The following is an 18,212-nucleotide window of genomic DNA, read 5'->3' on the forward strand; positions in this document are numbered from 1 at the left end:
TACAATGACTCCAGACTGGTTCATGTATTTTATTTTGTTTTGGGGCTTCGTGCTCGTCGGGCTGATGGCCATCGGCGGGTATTTCATGTTCCGTAAATTTCTAAAAGTGCTGCCGAAAAGCGACGGCAAATCGAAGCTCGACTGGCAAAATCATTGGGTCGACTCCAGCCGTCACATGTGGACGGAGGATGCCAAGAGCTTCCTGGAGAAATTGGTCGCCCCGGTACCGGGCCCGTTTCGAGACATCGCCCGCCATTCCATCGCGGCCAAAATCGGCCAAGTCGCCATCGAAAGCGGCGAAAGCGAAGTGACCCGCGATCATTGCATCAAAGGATATATTATGGCGACGCCAAAACGCGATTACCGCAGCTTGGTTTCCTTCTTGGAGAAAAACGAGATCGACTACTCGCCGTACCGCAATTTATTGAATAAATAACGAAGCTTTTCCCGTCCGTAATCCCGCCGTCCGAGGCGGTTTCCCGAGTCATAATCCCGGGCGTCCCGCATCAAATTCCGGACAAATTCGCGGCGGATCGAAACTTTTGGCCCTTCTCCGGCGTTTAAATAAATAAGGGAGGGGCTAGACTATGAAAAAATTCAAACTCGGCATCAACGCAGCTCTCGCACTGGCGCTAGCTTTATCACTCACGGCATGCACGAAAGAGCAGCCTGCGGCCAAATCGGAAAACAACGGCATTCAAGAACCAACGACGTTAACGGAAGACAATCAAACGAAACCGGAAGGCACCGGCGAAACGACGACGCCGACAGATATGCAAGAAAACGGGCAAAAAGACGGGCAAGACACCGGGAAAGACAACGGTCAGAACAACGTCATTCAGGGAACCGGAACGTACAACGGCCAAATCGATACGCATTCGATCGAAATCGAAACCGCCGATGGTCCCAAGGCGTTCCAAATCGACGATAAGCTGAGCGAGACGGTTGCCGGTCTGAAGGAAAAAGACACGATCAAGTTCGAATACGTCGAACAAAAAAGCGGCGAAGGCGCCGATGCGGTCACGCAGCTCATTTTGAAAAAAATCGAAAAAAGCGAATAAGCAGGCACAACGAGAAAGAAGCGGCATCGTCACCGCTTCTTTTTTATCTTTGCTATGACGGAGCGCCATCCGTTTCGCCGCTCACGAGGCGGTCCAGAATCGCTAGCCCGGACCGGATATGTTCCAATTCTTCCGGCGTCGCTTTTGCAATATGCTTCATCAAATAGGCATCGAGCCTCGTCGTCCGCTCATGCTGGATATAATACTCCACGGCCGGCGTCACATATAAGCGCGTATACCGTTTGTCCGACGGATCGACGCGCCGCTCGATCATCGACTTGCTTTCCAGCCGGTCGACGATGCCGGAGAGCGTGCTGTGGGCAAAGCCCATCCGCTGGCTCATTTCCTTGAGCGACATGCCGGGATGATGGAAAACAACGTTGAGCACGCTGCCTTGGGCGAAAGTAACCCCGCCGCGGTCCGCTTCGCCTTGTTCCTGTCGCTCGCAATATTTCATACCTTTATAGAGGCGGGTAATTACGCTTCGAATATGTCTTGCTTCTTCTGCTAAATCACTCATCTGGATCCCCCATTTTTACGTTGACAAGAGCATTATAGCACATTAAAATTAATTTCGCATACGACACGTCGTATACGACGTATTTTGCGTCAAGAATTGGAGATGACGGATATGTTCAAGCTGTTCAGGTACTTGAAGCCGTACACCCCGCACATGATCGCCGTTGTAGTGCTTATGCTGCTGCAATCGCTCGGCCAGCTTTACCTTCCTACCCTCATGGCCGACATTGTAAATCATGGCGTCGTAGATGGCAACACGGCCTACATTCTCGAAATCGGAGGTCTTATGCTGCTCGTCGCTGCGGCGGCTACGGGCTGCAACATTTGCGCGAGCTATATTTTGTCCAAAACCGCGGCCAGGTTCGGCACGATTCTGCGCAGCGGCGTTTTCTCGCATGTGGAAAGCTTCTCGCTGTACGAATTCGATAAATTCGGCCCCGCCTCCCTCATTACCCGGACGACAAACGATATTACGCAAGTTCAACAGCTGCTCGTCATGATGCGGATGTTCATCGGCGCGCCGACGATGATGATCGGAGGCATCATTATGGCGGTGTATCAAGACGTGACGCTATCGTTCGTGCTCATGATCGCCGTTCCGGCCATCGCTGCCGTGATCATCCTGATCGCGCGCAAAGGCGTTCCGCTGTTCAAGGCGGTGCAAGCCAAGCTCGATCGTCTGAACCTGGTGCTGCGCGAGCATCTGACCGGAATTCGGGTGACGCGTGCCTTCAACCGGACCGAGCACGAGCAGGAACGGTTTCAGGAAGCGAATCGCGATTTGACCGGAACGTCGGTTAAGGTCAACCTGATCATGTCGTCGATGATGCCGGCCATGATGCTCATCTTCAACTTCGCCATGATCGCCATCCTCTGGTTCGGCGGCATCCGCATCGACAACGCCCATATGCAGATCGGCGATTTGATGGCTTTTATCCAATATGCGATGCAAATTATGTTCTCGCTGTTTATGGTGTCGATGATGTTCGTCATGATTCCGCGCGCTTCCGTGTCCGCAGCCAGGATCAACCAGGTGCTGGAAACGAAGCCGGGCATCACGGATACAGGCAACACACGCGGACAATCGACCAGACCGGCCGAAGGCCGCGTCGAGTTCCGCGACGTCACGTTCAGTTATCCCGGAGCAGAGCAGCCGGCGGTTAGCGAGATCACGTTCAGCGCGAACCCCGGCGAGGTGACGGCGATTATCGGCGGCACCGGCTCCGGCAAGTCAACGCTGCTGAACTTGCTGCTGCGCTTCTATGATGCGGGCAGCGGGTCGATCATGGTCGACGGGCAGGATATCCGCCGGATGCCGCTCGCCAGCCTGCGCAGCAGTATCGGCTACGTTCCGCAAAAAGCCGTGTTGTTCTCGGGCACCGTCGCCGACAACATCCGTTTCGGCCAAGAGAACACGGACGGCGAAATCGTCGAGAGCGCGGCTAGCACGGCGCAAGCGCGCGATTTTGTCGAGGGCATGAAGGACGGCTACGATTCCGCGATCGCCCAAGGCGGCACCAACTTGTCCGGCGGGCAAAAGCAGCGGCTGTCGATCGCCCGCGCGCTCGCCCGCAGGCCAGCCGTTTTCTTATTCGACGACAGCTTCTCGGCGCTTGACTTCAAGACCGACGCCAAGCTTCGCGCCGCGCTTAAAGCGGAAACAGGCAACGCGACGATGCTGATCGTCGCACAACGGGTCAGCACGATTATGGACGCCGACCGCATCGTCGTGCTCGATGAAGGACGGGTCGCCGGAATCGGCACTCACAAGGAGCTGATGGCGGACTGCGAAGTTTACCGGGAAATCGTATCCTCGCAGCTATCGGAGGAGGAGATCGCATGAGCGAACATAACAGACCGGGGCGCCCCGGACCGGGCGCTTCCAAAGGACCTGGAGGACCGAATCCCGCGAACTTCGGCTTCCGCGGCCCGATGATGGGCATGCCGGCGCAGAAGGCCAAAGATTTTAAAGGAACGCTGAAAAGATTGGCCGGGTATTTGCGGCCATATAAAATCCAACTGTCGGCCGTCTTGCTGACAGCCGTGCTGAGCACCGTGTTCGGTATCGTCAGCCCGAAGCTGATGGGCAATGTGACGACGCTGCTGTTCGAAGGCGCGGTAGGCAAGCTTAAAGGCGTGCCCGGCGCGGCAATCGACTTCCCGGGCATCCTGCAAATTTTAATGGTTCTCGGCGCGCTTTATTTGCTGAGCTCGGTGTTCAGCTACATTCAGCAATGGCTGATGGTCATCGTCACGCAAAAAATCGTGTTCCAGCTGCGCAAGGACGCCAATGACAAGCTGGCCCGGCTGCCGCTCAAATATTTCGACGCCCGGACGCACGGGGAAATTCTGAGCCGGGTCACGAACGACGTCGATACGATCAGCAACACGCTGCAGCAAAGCGTGACGCAGCTGATCACTTCGGTCATTACGCTGGTCGGCGTCATTATCATGATGCTGACGATCAGCCCGCTGCTCACGCTCGCCGCGATCGTGACGCTTCCGCTCAGCATATGGGCGACGAAGCAAATCGCCTCGCGCTCGCAAAAATATTTTATCGGCCAGCAAAAAACGATCGGCGAATTAAACGGGCACGTCGAGGAAATGTACACCGGCCATACGATCGTCAAAGCGTTCGGCTACGAGACCAAGTCGGTCGAGCGATTCGACGAAATCAACGAACGGCTGTATGCAAACGGCTGGAAGGCGCAGTTCATCTCGGGCAGCATTTTCCCGGTCATGCAGTTTATCGGCAATATCGGTTACGTGCTCGTCTGCGTCATCGGCGGCATTCTCGTCACGCGCGGTTCGATCGCGATCGGCGATATTCAGGCGTTCATCCAATATTCGCAGCAGTTCACGATGCCGATTACGCAAGTCGCCAGCATCGCAAACATCATTCAGTCGACCGTCGCCGCGGCCGAGCGGGTGTTCGAGCTGCTCGACGAGCCGGAGCAGTTGCCGGACAAGGAACGTGCGCCTAAGATCGAGTCGCCGAAAGGACATGTCGCTTTCCAGGGCGTTCGTTTCGGTTACAACGAGGAAACGCCGCTGATCGAGAACATGAACATCGACGTGAAGCAAGGCCAAACCGTCGCCATCGTCGGCCCAACCGGCGCAGGCAAAACAACGCTTGTCAATCTGCTGCTCCGTTTCTACGAAATTAGCGACGGCAAAATTACGATCGACGGCGTCGACATCCGCGACATGAAGCGCGGCGATTTGCGCAGCATGTTCGGCATGGTGCTGCAGGATACGTGGCTGTTCAACGGCACGATCAGGCAAAATATCGCCTACGGCCGGGAGGACGCGACGGACGAGGAAGTCGTGCAGGCGGCCAAAGCCGCTAACGCCGACCACTTCATCCGCACGCTTCCGGAAGGCTATGAAACCGTGCTGAACGAAGAAGCCTCGAACATATCGCACGGCCAGAAGCAGCTGCTTACGATCGCGCGCGCCGTGCTCGCCGATCCGGCGATCCTGATTCTCGACGAAGCGACGAGCAGCGTCGATACAAGAACGGAAGCGTTCATCCAGAAGGCGATGACCGACCTTATGAAAGGCCGAACCAGCTTCGTGATCGCGCACCGGCTGTCGACGATCCGCGATGCCGATCTCATTCTCGTCATGAATCACGGCACCGTGATCGAGCAAGGCACGCATCACGAGCTGCTTGCAAAGAACGGGTTCTACGCCGACCTGTATAATAGCCAGTTTACGGGCGGCAAGATGCAGCCGGATGCGGTTTCTTAATTAACCGAAGCACAACATAATAAGCCCATTCTCTTCGCCATAAAGAAGAGGTGGGCTTTTTTGCGGACTGCAGACCGATTATCCGGCCTCTACCCGTTTACAATCGTCCCCCCGTTGACATGAAACATTTGCCCGTTTACGTAAGAAGCTTCGTCCGAGGCCAAATATACATAGGCGGGCGCGAGCTCGGCAGGCTGCGCCGCCCGCTTCATCGGCGTGTCGCTGCCGTAGGTCGCATAATATTCCGGCGGTGCGCTGGAAGGGACGAGCGGCGTCCACGTCGGGCCCGGAGCAACGCCGTTCACGCGAATGCCCCGGCTCTCCAGGGAAAGCGATAGCGAGCGAGTAAACGAAACGACCGCTCCTTTCGACGACGCATAATCGACGATGCTTTCGTGTCCCGTGTAAGCGGTGCTTGAGGCCGTATTAACGATGGCGCCCCCCGGCCGCATGTAGGGTAGCGCCGCCCTCGTCAAATAAAACATCGCGAAAATATTCGTCCGAAACGTGCGTTCAAGCTGCTCTGCCGATATATGCTCAAAATTCGGCTGCGGGTGCGCCTCTCCGGCGTTGTTCACCACGATGTCGATTTTGCCGAAAGCTTCCACCGTGCGACGCACGACTTCGCGGCAATGCGCCTCGTACCCGAGATCGCCCGGGACGAGAAGGCAGCGCCGCCCCAGCGACTCCACTCTGCGCTTCGTTTCCTCCGCGTCGCCGTGCTCGTTCAAATAAGCGATCGCGACATTCGCGCCTTCCTTGGCAAAAGCATAACTGACAGCGCGTCCGATCCCGCTGTCTCCGCCCGTGATGATCGCAACTTTGTCCAGCAGCTTGCCGGTGCCGGTATAGAATGGATTTTCCGATACCGGTCGCGGCACCATAATCGATTCGATCCCCGGCTGCTGCGGTTGGTACTGCGGCGGAAAAGCGATCGGGATCAACCGGCATTTCTGAACGTAACCATATTGACCAGGATACATAGGCCAAGCCACCTCATGCGTTTGATGGTTTAACATATTTTTCGAGATGCCGTTGGGTGAATGCCTCCCTGCAACTTCCTTCCCTGCATAATTCATGAATAACAAATCAATAGTAATAACGATGAGGCCGCCAGGTCCAGAACACCATAAGGAAGGAACCGAGGAACAAAATATATGAATCAGCGAAAATGGTGGTTGATTCTCCTTGCAGTTATTCTCGTAGCGACGGTTAATGTATTGCTCACGTCATGGAAGCACAATCGGGTTTCCGCCCGCAATGCGAATCATTCGCCGAGCAGCCAGACTGAACAAAGCGAACCGGCTTATGACGTGTGGGGTCAAACGGTCTCCGCGAAGGAAGCGAAGCAGCTGTTGAAAACCGAACAGGGGCGCGCTTTTCTTTCGCCGCATAACGGCGCCGTCGTTATCAATGAGCTATTGCTAAAGCTTGGTCAAAAAACGTTCCGCGAGGAAACGTTCGGCAATGAAGTATTCATCACCGACATACTTGGCCTCGTGAACGGCGCTTTTACCGTGCCCGGCATCAAGAAGGCGATCGCCGAGCTGCATGGGGATGGAACCGACAATTTGCGCGTAGAACTAGCCCAAACCGTAACGATCGGAGGGAAAACGTTCAACAAAGGGGCAAAAATCGATACCGGCCTGGACGTTGCCCGAGGAGCGAAAGAAGTATTGGGCCTTCCTTTTAAGGAGTCCGGAGGGAAAACGAAAGTCGGCATTACTTGTCTCGCTTGCCATGCGATTTACGATACCCGGAGCAAAACGGTAGTCGAAGGACCGCCGAATCCGGACGTCGATTTTGGCCTTCTGTTCGGCCTTGCGACCAACACGGCCGCTTACTTCGGCAGATCCGACGTCTATCAGCTCAGTCAATACGTCAAAGACGTCAATCGGACGGTCGTTGCTACGGATGGAAAGAAGGCGCCTTTGCCCGATCCGGAAGCTTTGGAGGGAGCGGTCGATGCAAGCCTGCTGAAGTGGCCGCGAGGAAATTTCGACGCGACAAGCGACAAAGTGAACAACCCGACGCAAACGCTGGATTCGTTTACGCTGGGCGATCACCCTTACAGCTGGAGCGGAACGGGAATGGCCGGGCCTTTCAAAGGGCAAAGCGTGTTGAACAACAACGTCAACGCCGTTGGCTCGGATTTGACGACGCTCGCGGATTCGAGCCAAGCTCTGTTTGGCATCGACAAAGAAGTATTTTTGGGAGCGATTTTGCAAAATGCGGCCGACCCGAAATTCCGGTTCGATCCGAAGTCCGGGCGGAAGCCTTCCGAGTTTTTTGCTTCCGTCGATCCGACACCCGGCGTGGCCGGCGTCAATCAGCTAGTTGCCCTGCCAACCTTCCCGCGGCCTTCGCTGATTACGCTGAACGGCTTGCTCGCAGGGTCGCCTGGATATAACGTATGGGAGCAGATCAATGGTTTGTCCGCCTACCAGAATACGCTTGTTCCGCCAAAGCCGCCGAACAGCCCGAATGCGCAAACGATGATGCTGGGGGAACGGGTTTTTCGCAAGGCTCAATGCATTTCCTGCCACGCCGGTCCGTTCTTGACGAATAACCGGGTCGTTTCGGCGGAGGTGATCGGCACCGAACCGACGCGGGCCAAAGCGTTAAGCGCGATCGAAAAATATATGGTTGAACCCGTCATCTATTCGCCCGATACGCCCGTACCGGTTCCGCCCGGCGCCCGCGTCTTGAAAGTGCCGACGGAACGGCTCGATCCGGAGCAAATCAAGCTCGCCTTCGCCCAAGGCGGTTCACCGGGAGGCTACAAAGTTCCGAGCCTGATCGGCCTCTATTGGACGGCTCCTTATCTGCATGACGGAGGCGTTGCTGTAGGGCCTGACGCCAAAAATCAGCTCGGTACGCCCGGGACGGTCAAGAAAGGCGTTCTCCCCGAACCGGCCAACAGCCTGAGAGCCTTGGTGGACCGACAGCTGCGGGGGAAGGTCGTAGCGGCAAACCAGGCGTCCGCCGATCTCCGCGATGCACACGTTACGGGTGCCGGCCATAATTATTGGGTGGATTCCTCGACCGGTTTTACGAAAAAAGAGCAAGATGCTTTGATCCAATATTTGCTCTCATTGACGAAGCCCAAAACATCCGATCCACAATAGGCTCCGGTTAGGCCTCGGCAAAATAACAACGCAACAAAAAATGCAGCCCCTCAGCGGAATGAGAGAGGCTGCATTTTTTCCTAATTATTTCGTTTGCCAATACGGGTAATAAACGGTCAATTTGCCCGCTTCCTGATTGTCATGCGGATCGATGCTCAGCACGCGGTCGCCGATTTTGACGCTGACTTCCTTGCCCGTCTTCTCGGCGTCCTTCATCTTGTCGATGAATTTGCCGTCGACCTCGAAACCGTACAGCTTCAATATGTCAACCGCAAGCTTCTGGCTTGTCGCGTTGCTCCAGTCCGTCATGTACAGCTTGCTGAAAAACTTCGTCTCCGGCTCGAAACGAACGGAAATGGTCGCCTCCGCTCCAGTAGTTCCGTTCTTCGGAGCCGTAAAGACGATGCTCGCTTCGCCGTCGTCGTAAATCCGGTATCCCTCGTAGTTCGCCAGCACTTTCTTGCGCAGCAGCATGTGCATGTCGTCGCGGAACAAATCCCACGGCTCCGGCAGACGGGGCAGCTTCTCAAGCGAAGTCGGCTGCTCCGGGCGCTCGTACAGCTTGTTCATTCCGTGATCGATCAGGTTGCGCACAAGCTGCAGCACTTCCGCCCGCGTAATCGAATCCTTGCCCACGAACGATTTGACGCTCAGATCGTTCGGGATGCGCCCTTTGGCGTATTTTTGCCCAAGCACGTATTGGATGGCCGCATCGCCCGAGTAGTTGACCCCGTCGGCCGCCGCGATCAGCTCGGCCACCTTCTGGCGCGTAACCGGCTTGTTGCGGATGTCATTCGAATTAAAGCCGTTCACCGGATAGTTGCTCAGCCGGCTGAATCTATAATATTTTTCCGACCAGGAATCGCTTTCGTTATCCTCCAAATCTTTGCCGCCGACGCCGATGACGAGCATTTTCAAAAACTCGGCTTCCGTCACGTTGCGGTTCGGCTGGAACGTGTTGTCCTGATAGCCTTTGGCAATCCCCTGGGTGACGCCCCATTCAATCGTCGTTTTGGCCCAGTGGCCGTTAATGTCTTTGAAGGTTGTGACAGCGCTTGCTTGATTCGCGAACGCCATCGTGCCCGCAGTGAGCAAACCTAGCAGCAGAAACGCGTTGCGAACCGACTTCGGTGTTTTCATATTCAGCTTCAACTCTCCTGTTCTTATGTCGCTCTCGATGCCTGCTTCATTCTATCGTCCATCGATTTGAAGCGTCAAGAATAGGAACGTTGTATCGGCGTAAAATGAGCGGCGGCGCCTATGTAAGACGCCGCCGTTCTAGTTCGAACAAATCACGCAGGCATGACCGAAGGACTACATATCTTTTGGGGTGCTGTTGATCGCGCCCAAGGCCGGTTCCAGTCCGTTGGAATAAGCCTTTAATGTAATTTGTCCTGGCTCCTGACGGGATTGCAGCAACACGGTTGCGATGCCCGCTTCCGCCCGTACTGGATTGTCGCCGACGATAACCGCCGGTCCTTCGACCTCTAACATGATTTCATTGTCGGCGGATAGTGCTACGGTGCCGTGCTCATCCTGAATCTCCGCATAGGCAAATACGAAGTCGGAACCATCGGCGGCAAGCGCTTTGCCACTTAAATCGAAACGAAGATGAAGCTTCTTCGGCTCCAGGGGCGTTCGCACGACGCAAGCCGCAGCTTCCTTGCCGCCAATCCGCCCAATCGCTTTCAGCTCGCCCGGTTCATACTTCACTCCGGTAAACGTAAACGGAGCGCGCTCTAAATTGCGGCAATTCCCGCCGTCATGCGGGAATACCCTCATGTCGCCGGCATCTGTTTTGCCTTGAACCCCCGTATCCTTCCACTTGTGCTGCTCCTCGTCGGTCAACCAATAGTCCACTTCATACCCCGTAATGCGCTCGCCATAATCCGTATCTGGTCCTTGATCGGGTGTTTGTGTGCCAATCGATAGCCCGTTTACAAACAGCTCCACTTCGTCGCAATTGGAGAAAACGACGACCTTGGCCGGGGAGGTCCGTTCCGTCCAACGATTTGCGATATATACCATCGGGCCGCAGTCCACATGTTCGTAGGCAATATCCGGTCTTCTTTGACTTTGGTAAAAGTAATAAACGTATTTGGGCAATCGGAACGTATCGAGTGCGCCGCATTCGGCTACCCATGGGTAACAACCGCGGTTATGGTCGATGCCGACCCACGAAGCGTCGCCAAGCGACCAGCGGTTTCCCCGGTTACGGTTCAGCGACCACTGGTAGTTCCACGCTTGCAGCAGCAGCTTTTCCTCGCCCGCGCCGCGTGATACCCTGCTCGTGCTATCGTGGCCGCCGAACTCGTAGTCCCCGTATTCCCGGTCAAATCCGCCTTTGTCAGGCAGCACGTCTTCGAGCGGCCGGCTTAAATTGTCGTCGTCCCACAACGTGTGCGGTACGTCGAAATTGACATAAGCCGGATTTTTCCGTCCGATCGTATCGCCGGATGTAAACATCTGGTCCCCCGGATATTCTTCGTGGGCGATCTGATGACATTCGTGGAAAAACTCGTCCGTCGCCCCTCTGCGGCCGGGGTACGTCTCGTTCAGGCTAACCTCCCACATGACCACGCAGGGACGGTTCCGATCGCGCCGAATCATGTCGCGAATATTTTGCCGAACGATGTCTTGAAACTCCCCTTCTTCGCAATACTGCCAGCCGGGAACCGGTTCGACAGCCATAAGCCCCAGTTCGTCGCACGCATCAAGAAAAGCGGGCGCTTGCGGGTAATGACCGAGTCTGACGAAGTTGTACCCGCCTTCTTTCAGCTTGATCGCATCGCGATAATGGGCGTTGTTCGATGCCGCGTTGCCGATGTAAGGGAACTGCTGGTGCCGATTCGTCCCGCGAATGACGAGCCGCTCGCCATTGATCGTAAATCCTCCCGATTTGCTGAACGAGATCGTGCGGATGCCGATCCGGGTAATCTTTTCGTCCGCAATCCCATCGACATCCCAGATTTGCGTCCGCAAGCTGTATAAATAAGGACTGTACGGATGCCATAGCCGCGGATTCGTTACCTTAAGCGATTGGATGAAGTTTTGATCGTCCCCCGCGGCAACCGATACAGACTCGCTTACGGCCGAAGCTGCCTCCCGACCTTCCTTATCAAGAAGCGACGTGACCACTTTTACCCGTTTGACTATGTCATGTTCGTTCGCGACGTGAGTTTGGATACGAACCGTGGCCGTCTCTTTCGACACATCGTCATACTGAACGAAGATGCCGCCTCCCGCCGTGATCCCGGCATAAACCGCATCGGTGACGTGCAGTTTGTCCGTCACATGCAGATGCACGTTGCGGTAAAGCCCGCCGAAGTAGGAAAAATCCAAGCTGGCGAGCGGTTTTCCGGGAGGAATGTTTCCGTTGTCCCGGTTGTCCAGCCGGACTGCTATGACATGGCTGGCCCCGACTTCAATGTCGTCCGTAATATCGACCGTAAACGGCAAATAACCGCCCTTATGGTTCAGTTTATATTTGCCGTCGATCCATACATCGGCCTCGTGCATCGCCGCTTCGAATTCGATAAACAGCTTTTTCCCCGCGTCTTCCTTGGATACGGTAAAATGCTTGCGATACCAGCATATCCCTTGAAAATGCAAGTCGACGTGAACCGTTTCGATTTGCGGCGTATGGGGCAAACAGACGGTTTCCCAGTTTTCATCCGAAAGTAGCTTCTGCTCGGCTCCGGCCAAGTCATCGCGAATAAACTTCCAATCGCCGTTGAAATTTATTGTTGTTCTGCCTTGAGTCGGTAGATTCATGGTTCCTTCCTCCATCCTTGCTATTCTGCAATGGCTTCAGCCTGCTTCTCTTGTATTCCAAATTTCCGTTTCCGGCTTTGGCAGCCCAAGCGCTACCACCGCCGCTCTTGCTTGCTCCGAATAGCGCAGCCCCCACCGATCGAAAAACTCCAGCAGGCTGCGGCCGCTCACTTTGGAAGCCATGATCACGAAAAGATCGACCTTCTGCGGTTCGTCATCTTCTTCGTCCATGGAAACTTGGTCCAGCGGCAGCTCGCGGTAAGCGATGTGCAAATTCGTGTAAAACTCCCAGCCGAAAGCCATTTGCAGCTGCTTGATCATGACAAGCCGTTCGAAAAAGCCGACATCTTCAAAATTTTTGTTCGGATCATCGCTGTTCGTAAATTCAAGCGCCCGGTCGTAATTCGTTTTGCCGTCCTTGCCGGTTTCGAACAAACGGGAGCGGTTTCCGTACAGCGACTGAATATGAATCGAATGCAGGTTGACGGTTACTTCGACGATCGGGTCCCAGAACCAAGGGATTTGCTGGTAGTTGTGCCCGAGCTCGTGCCAGAACCCCCAGGCCTTATTCTGTATCGCGTCGACATCGACAGCTTCCTCAGCGGTAACCCCTTCGAAGAACATAATCGGGTAACCGGAATGCATCCATCCCGCGCTAATCTGTTTATCGGCGACAAACCGCTGCGGATTGTCCGGGCTGCGGTGCGGGATCGGCCGATCCGGCGCAACGCCGACAAGTTTGTCGTAGTGATCGGCGATTTCGTCCCATTTGCGCATAAGCTGCTCCGGCCGCTCCAAATCGCGGATATTGTCCGCCGGCACGGTAACGATGATGCGTTTGCCCTGCAGTTCTGCCCACGGCACCGGATAATGCCTGATCATTTCGTTCCACTCCTGCTCCGTCGTTTCGCCTAATACGAAATACGGCGCCCGTACTGCCCCGTGGATCGTCACGCTGACTTTTACGCCTGCCTTCGGCTTGGCCGGAATGAGGTAAATCAAACCGCCGTAAGGGCTGTTTATTCGATTGGTCCCCGGCTTCAGCCGCTGCTTCAGCGCTACGATCGGGGCTCGATCCCATTTCGGATTGTCACACAAATTGTCCGTATGCACGCCGATTTGCACGTCCAAATATTCGGTCCCTTCCGGCACGTCCACCGTCACAACTTTGCCTGCCGGAGCGTACAGCCCGGTGCTGTGCCAATTCAACGGGGCGCTCAGCATGCGCATATAGCTTAAATCCAAGTAGTCAAAGTTGACCTCGACAACTTGATCGTACACCGTCTCCGCCTCTTCTCCGACGCTTCGCGGAAAAACATCCGCATACGGCGACTTAACATTGTCCGGATCGAGCGTTACCTGCTGGAACATGTACGACAACACCGCCGCGGTATAAGGCTGCTTCGATTTGTCGAACGGCAACGGCACCGGCTTAACTTTTTTCGCTTCGTCCCGGATCACTTTCAGCAGCGGCGCTTCCTCCGCAAGCGAACGAATCGTGCCTTCCACTACAGCCGTAATCACTCTGACTTTGTCCTCCACGTTTGCCCCGGGTTTGCCGACGTTCAGATCATCGAACGATAATTCTCCGCGTTCAATCGCCAAGGCCTGGTCGAACAACCGCTGCGTATGCGTATCGTTCACCTGCAGGAACGTCTGATCCGGCAGCGTATCGCCCGGCCGCACATACCACTGTGCGACACTGTCGAGCAAGCATAAGCCAACCCGGTTCAACAGTTTCTGCAGCGGATAGTCGCTCATTTGCACCGCACGGTCCGGAACCCGGCTCTGCACGGCTTCCGTCGGCGCGGAGCAGAGCAGCCACCCTCTTTGCGCGACCACAATGCTGCCGCCTTGCCGGATATACGCTTCAAGGACCGATACATCCGCGTCGTCGATCGAAGCGTCTACATACGCAACCGGGTATACGGATGGGTCCAGCGCAATGGACGACCAGCTGGCGGCTTTGACCGGCTCCACCGGAAACGAAGCGGAAGCCGCAAGCGTGCCGGATGTCGTCGCGAGCTTCAGCGCGCCGCGCCCGTCCAATGCGTCCTGATAGCGGGAACCGGGCGTGCCAGTACCCGGATTTTCGCTTGCATTCGCTTCCGCGCCGCTCAATGCACCGGCATCATCCGCACCCGTCTCTTCCTCCGTCAGCCAAAGCAAGATGTTCCGCGAAAGCAAGCCGCACGCCGAATCCGCCGATTCGAGCAGATTAAAATACAGCTCATTGCCGACTACAACGACGCGCCCCTTGCCGTATCGTGTCGCTGCGATAATCGGGTTCGACTCCGGGTGAATCCATACCGAAAACGCCGATTCTCCGATCGCGGTAACCCCGCCGCTTCTCGCAAATGCGGGAAGCGCGGCGACATCGCGGTGGAAACGTTCGTAATCCTTTTGCAGATCCGCTATTTTTGCGTTGGTTATGGTCATTTTGAATGGCCTCCTCGTTTAAATGAAATAGAGGAAGTGAATTGAATCCTTTCACTTCCTCCTTGACAATGATTCCGTGCTTGTTAACGATAAAGGACTCCGAATATTACTGACCGATCGATTTCAGCAACTCTGCTTTGTCCTTCGCAACCGCCTTCTCAACGTCATCCGCAATTTGCTGCAGCGCCGCTCTTGAATCCTGATTCGTTTTCATCGCTTTTTCGATCCCTGCACTCCATACCTTCCATGCAGCTCCTTCCAGGGAAGACGGATAATCCGGTGGCATTTTATCTACTAACGAGGCGAATAGCGCAAACACTTTTTGTCCGCCCAAGAACGCGTCTTCGCTTTCGGTAATTTCCGGCAGCTGCAGCGCAGGTCTAAAAGCAGGGAGCGAATTGTATTTAAGTTGCGCTTTTTGGCCTTCAAGCGTGAGCAAAGCATATTCGACAAATGCCCATGCCAACTCTTTATTTTTGCTTTGCGAAGGAATGACGAGCGCGGAGCCTCCGCCAACCGAATACGTGTTCAGCGGCTGACGGGTCGCGCGCCATCTGCCCGCATTGTCTTTGGAGTCTATCTTAAGGCCGTTCAAATACCAGGAAGCGCTCCAGATCATTGCAAGCTTGCCGTTGTTCAGCGCCTGGTTCCATGCGTCGCCCTGGAAATTGGCAGCAAGGCCAAGCTGCTTGACTTTCTTGGACAAATCCAAACCTTTAATATAATTATCGCCCGTGTGATTGTAGTTCAGTTGTTTGTCGAAAAATCTGGAGTCGCTCATCATGTCCAAAATTTCAGAGTCATACTCAAGAATGTATTTGCCCTGTGCTTTTAACGTTTGGGCCATATTCATCAAATTGTCCGGATCTTCCATATAGGTCGCCAGCTCATCCGGATCGGAAGGGAATCCGTTCTCCTCCATAATGTCTGCCCGGTAGTACATGAGGCCTGGAGGAGCATCAATTGGAATCGCAATCAGCTTTTTACCGTCAAGCGAATGGAACTTCTCCCATATGTTATCCGAAAAATCGCCTGCATACCGTTTGGCGTCGTACGGAGGCTGCAGCAAATCGACGAAAGCGTCGGTCGCATTGAACTTGCTGAAATAGCTTTGTTCCATCGTCGAAACATCCGGTGCGCCCGATCCGGCGGCAATCGCTGTTTTCATTTTGTTGGCGATTTCGTAATGAGTGCCGTTTTTAAGATTGTTTACTTTAATGTTCGGGTATTTTTTATTAAAGCCTACGATCACGTCATCAAACGATTTGTCGTCTTTTCCAAGGCCATTCCAAAGCGTAATCTCGCCTGACAGTTCCGTATTTACCGTATCCGTTTTGGCCGCATCGTCTTGGGATTCCGTGTCAGCTGTTTTTTCGGTATCTTCCTTTGCGGTCTTATCGTCAGTCTTTGCATTATCTGTAGTGTCTTTTTGAGCGGCCGTATCCGTGTTCGTGTTCCCGGAATCGGAACCTTTGCCGCCGCATCCGGAAAGAATTATAGCAAGCGACATGATGGAAACTAACGATAAAAGCAATAACTTTTTCATATTCATCCTCCCTAAGTTCAATATCCTAACCCCTTTTCATGACTCGACTGCTGTCCCTAAAATACCCGCTGAATGAAGCGGCACCACCCCCTTTAATACGGTTCAGGTTGGTTAATCGCCCGCAATTCCCGTTCGCTCCACGCTTTCCACAAAATAACGTTGCGTAAACAAGTAGAGTGCCAGGATCGGCAATATCGACAACAACGTCCCGGCCATCACGCGGTTCACTTTCGTTGGCGGTTCGCCGATGACGGATTTGGTTGCGGCGAGCTGTTTGGCCCCTTCTTCTTGGCCTTCTCCGTTCAGAATCGATAATTGCTGCGAAATGTTGAACTTCGCCGGGTCCATCAAATACATCGTTGGCTCATACGTATCGGTCCAATGCCATACGAGCGAAAACAAAAACACGACAAGCATCGCCGGACGCGCGAGCGGAAACATGATGGAGCGAAACGTCCGAAACGCCCCCGCCCCGTCGATGAGCGCCGCTTCTTCGAGCTGGCTCGGCAGCTTACGAAAAAACTGAATGAAGATCAGGACGAACAACGCGCCTTTCAGTCCGTGGCCGAACAGCCCCGGCACGATAAACGGGAAATACGTATTCAGCCAACCCAGATTGCTGAATTGCAAAAACAGCGGAACGATAATCGTTTGCGGCGGTACTAGGAACGTAAACAAGACAAGCGCAAGCCACAAGCCTCGCCCCGGGAATCGGAAACGGGCAAAGCCGTAACCGACGACAGCGCAGCTTAAGATCTGCACAACGGCGCCGCCAAGCGAGATGATCGTACTGTTGGTGAAGCTTCTCCAAAAATCAAGCTGCTTGAACGCATAGACGTAATTGTCAAATGACAATTGCTTCGGGATCCACTTAACGGTCGCGTCGGTAACGTCGCCGGCCTGCATGAGCGATTTGCTGAAAATAAACAGCACCGGATAAATGAAGACGAATGCGAGACTAAGCAATACCGAATAAACGAACAGCTGGGATACAAGCGTTTTTGCTCGCCGCGCTGCCGCACGCCGAAGCGGATCCGCAGCCGCTCTTTTATCCGCTGCAATCCGCTTGAACGCGGAAACCTGCGTCGCAACTGCATCTCGATTGATCGTCATGTCGTTACCTCCTTTCGTCGGCCGAAGCGCCGCGGAACATCAAAAACACGATGCCGATCACGAGAAATATAAAGATGAAATAAATCCAGCCGAGCGCGGAAGCGTAGCCGTAATCGTTTTTGTTGAACACGATGAATTGGATATAATCCATCACGCCGTTATCCACCTTCGTGAAGGAGCTCACGAGGCTGTACAGCGTATTGACGAGAATCATCGGCGTGATCATCGGAAATGTCACCTTCCAGAAGCTTTCCCATGGAGTCGCCCCGTCGCATTTGGCCGCTTCGTACAATGTGGTAGAGATGCTTTGCAGGCCAGCGAGAAAAATCAGGACTTGAACGCCGGAATCCCACATGATGAGCGTGATCGCATCCATCATTTTCAGCAGCGGGAACAAAATTTGCCCCGGCACGTAATCGATCAGCTTGCCGACAAGATCCACCTGGTCGAAGATCGGAAGCCGCGTCGCCCCTTGCCCCATCAGCTTCTTCAGCACGGCCCCGGACGCAATGATGACAGGCAGGAAAAAAATTCCGCGAAATGCGATGCGGCCGAACAGCTTGCGGTTTAGCAGCAGCGCGCTGAACATCGCAAAAACGAGTGTTAGCGGGACTTGTATAACGATGTTCGTGAACGCCGTAATGAGTCTCGGAACAAAAGACGTATCAACCGTAAACGCATTATCGTAATGTTTCAGCCCGACCTGGGTCGCTTCCAGACCGCCTGTCATGATTTTCAAATCCTGAAACGAATACATGAGCGATTTGAATAGCGGAATGGCCATAAACAGGAAGAAACCGACGATCCAGATCGATATAAACGAATATCCTTGGGCGATATGGCGAGCCCTCATCGTAAGACCGGGTCTTTTTTTCATCG

General features: G+C 54.4%; 13 protein-coding genes. 5 read left to right on the forward strand and 8 right to left on the reverse strand.

The features are described 5' to 3' along the window. Positions 1 to 4 precede the first annotated feature (4 nt). Entirely contained in the window at positions 5 to 436 is a 432-nt protein-coding gene (locus AC0LWM_RS18660) for a DUF2621 domain-containing protein (protein WP_474676495.1), read from the forward strand. A 151-nt stretch (positions 437 to 587) separates the two neighbouring features. Further along, on the forward strand, positions 588 to 1,061 hold the full coding sequence (locus AC0LWM_RS18665) for a hypothetical protein (protein ID WP_474676496.1): 474 nt from the start codon (positions 588 to 590) through the stop codon (positions 1,059 to 1,061). A 52-nt stretch (positions 1,062 to 1,113) separates the two neighbouring features. Here AC0LWM_RS18665 and AC0LWM_RS18670 read toward each other — a convergent pair whose 3' ends face one another. Beyond that, positions 1,114 to 1,581, reverse strand: coding sequence for a MarR family winged helix-turn-helix transcriptional regulator (locus tag AC0LWM_RS18670; protein ID WP_474676497.1), 468 nt, complete (start codon positions 1,579 to 1,581; stop codon positions 1,114 to 1,116). 111 nt (positions 1,582 to 1,692) lie between these two features. Between AC0LWM_RS18670 and AC0LWM_RS18675 the strand changes: the two genes are divergently transcribed. Further along, positions 1,693 to 3,423 carry an ABC transporter ATP-binding protein gene (locus AC0LWM_RS18675; RefSeq protein WP_474676498.1) on the forward strand — a complete coding sequence of 577 codons (1,731 nt, stop codon included), beginning with the start codon at positions 1,693 to 1,695 and terminating at the stop codon, positions 3,421 to 3,423. Continuing rightward, the gene (locus AC0LWM_RS18680; protein ID WP_474676499.1) at positions 3,420 to 5,333 is read left to right on the forward strand and encodes an ABC transporter ATP-binding protein; all 1,914 of its coding nucleotides are present in this window, start codon (positions 3,420 to 3,422) and stop codon (positions 5,331 to 5,333) included. The genes AC0LWM_RS18675 and AC0LWM_RS18680 overlap by 4 nt, the downstream gene beginning before the upstream one ends. Positions 5,334 to 5,422: 89 nt before the next feature. On the opposite strand, the gene AC0LWM_RS18685 is transcribed toward AC0LWM_RS18680, so the two are convergent. Beyond that, positions 5,423 to 6,316 (reverse strand): SDR family oxidoreductase, encoded by an 894-nt coding sequence (locus AC0LWM_RS18685; RefSeq protein ID WP_474676500.1) that lies wholly within the window; start codon positions 6,314 to 6,316, stop codon positions 5,423 to 5,425. Positions 6,317 to 6,490: 174 nt separating this feature from the next. Between AC0LWM_RS18685 and AC0LWM_RS18690 the strand changes: the two genes are divergently transcribed. Then, entirely contained in the window at positions 6,491 to 8,461 is a 1,971-nt protein-coding gene (locus tag AC0LWM_RS18690; RefSeq protein ID WP_474676501.1) for an electron transport protein, read from the forward strand. Between the two features lie 84 nt (positions 8,462 to 8,545). On the opposite strand, the gene AC0LWM_RS18695 is transcribed toward AC0LWM_RS18690, so the two are convergent. The 6 genes from AC0LWM_RS18695 to AC0LWM_RS18720 form a co-directional block, all read right to left on the reverse strand. Next, positions 8,546 to 9,601 (reverse strand): S-layer homology domain-containing protein, encoded by a 1,056-nt coding sequence (locus AC0LWM_RS18695; RefSeq protein WP_474676502.1) that lies wholly within the window; start codon positions 9,599 to 9,601, stop codon positions 8,546 to 8,548. 174 nt (positions 9,602 to 9,775) lie between these two features. Next, the gene (locus AC0LWM_RS18700) at positions 9,776 to 12,235 is read right to left on the reverse strand and encodes a glycoside hydrolase family 2 protein (RefSeq protein WP_474676503.1); all 2,460 of its coding nucleotides are present in this window, start codon (positions 12,233 to 12,235) and stop codon (positions 9,776 to 9,778) included. A 36-nt stretch (positions 12,236 to 12,271) separates the two neighbouring features. Continuing rightward, the gene (locus AC0LWM_RS18705) at positions 12,272 to 14,674 is read right to left on the reverse strand and encodes a M60 family metallopeptidase (RefSeq protein WP_474676504.1); all 2,403 of its coding nucleotides are present in this window, start codon (positions 14,672 to 14,674) and stop codon (positions 12,272 to 12,274) included. 106 nt (positions 14,675 to 14,780) lie between these two features. After that, entirely contained in the window at positions 14,781 to 16,220 is a 1,440-nt protein-coding gene (locus AC0LWM_RS18710) for an extracellular solute-binding protein (protein WP_474676505.1), read from the reverse strand. Positions 16,221 to 16,331: 111 nt separating this feature from the next. Next, positions 16,332 to 17,333, reverse strand: coding sequence for a carbohydrate ABC transporter permease (locus AC0LWM_RS18715; protein ID WP_474676506.1), 1,002 nt, complete (start codon positions 17,331 to 17,333; stop codon positions 16,332 to 16,334). A gap of 4 nt (positions 17,334 to 17,337) precedes the next feature. After that, positions 17,338 to 18,210, reverse strand: coding sequence for a carbohydrate ABC transporter permease (locus AC0LWM_RS18720; protein WP_474676507.1), 873 nt, complete (start codon positions 18,208 to 18,210; stop codon positions 17,338 to 17,340). Positions 18,211 to 18,212: the final 2 nt, after the last annotated feature.

The organism is Paenibacillus sp. sgz302148 (assembly GCF_056120465.1).

Bases quoted from the DNA above. Each gene is read 5' to 3' on its own strand.
- AC0LWM_RS18660 (WP_474676495.1), top strand. From the start codon at position 5: ATGACTCCAGACTGGTTCATGTATTTTATTTTGTTTTGGGGCTTCGTG.
- AC0LWM_RS18665 (WP_474676496.1), top strand. From the start codon at position 588: ATGAAAAAATTCAAACTCGGCATCAACGCAGCTCTCGCACTGGCGCTA.
- AC0LWM_RS18670 (WP_474676497.1), bottom strand. From the start codon at position 1,581: ATGAGTGATTTAGCAGAAGAAGCAAGACATATTCGAAGCGTAATTACC.
- AC0LWM_RS18675 (WP_474676498.1), top strand. From the start codon at position 1,693: ATGTTCAAGCTGTTCAGGTACTTGAAGCCGTACACCCCGCACATGATC.
- AC0LWM_RS18680 (WP_474676499.1), top strand. From the start codon at position 3,420: ATGAGCGAACATAACAGACCGGGGCGCCCCGGACCGGGCGCTTCCAAA.
- AC0LWM_RS18685 (WP_474676500.1), bottom strand. From the start codon at position 6,316: ATGTATCCTGGTCAATATGGTTACGTTCAGAAATGCCGGTTGATCCCG.
- AC0LWM_RS18690 (WP_474676501.1), top strand. From the start codon at position 6,491: ATGAATCAGCGAAAATGGTGGTTGATTCTCCTTGCAGTTATTCTCGTA.
- AC0LWM_RS18695 (WP_474676502.1), bottom strand. From the start codon at position 9,601: ATGAAAACACCGAAGTCGGTTCGCAACGCGTTTCTGCTGCTAGGTTTG.
- AC0LWM_RS18700 (WP_474676503.1), bottom strand. From the start codon at position 12,235: ATGAATCTACCGACTCAAGGCAGAACAACAATAAATTTCAACGGCGAT.
- AC0LWM_RS18705 (WP_474676504.1), bottom strand. From the start codon at position 14,674: ATGACCATAACCAACGCAAAAATAGCGGATCTGCAAAAGGATTACGAA.
- AC0LWM_RS18710 (WP_474676505.1), bottom strand. From the start codon at position 16,220: ATGAAAAAGTTATTGCTTTTATCGTTAGTTTCCATCATGTCGCTTGCT.
- AC0LWM_RS18715 (WP_474676506.1), bottom strand. From the start codon at position 17,333: ATGACGATCAATCGAGATGCAGTTGCGACGCAGGTTTCCGCGTTCAAG.
- AC0LWM_RS18720 (WP_474676507.1), bottom strand. From the start codon at position 18,210: ATGAAAAAAAGACCCGGTCTTACGATGAGGGCTCGCCATATCGCCCAA.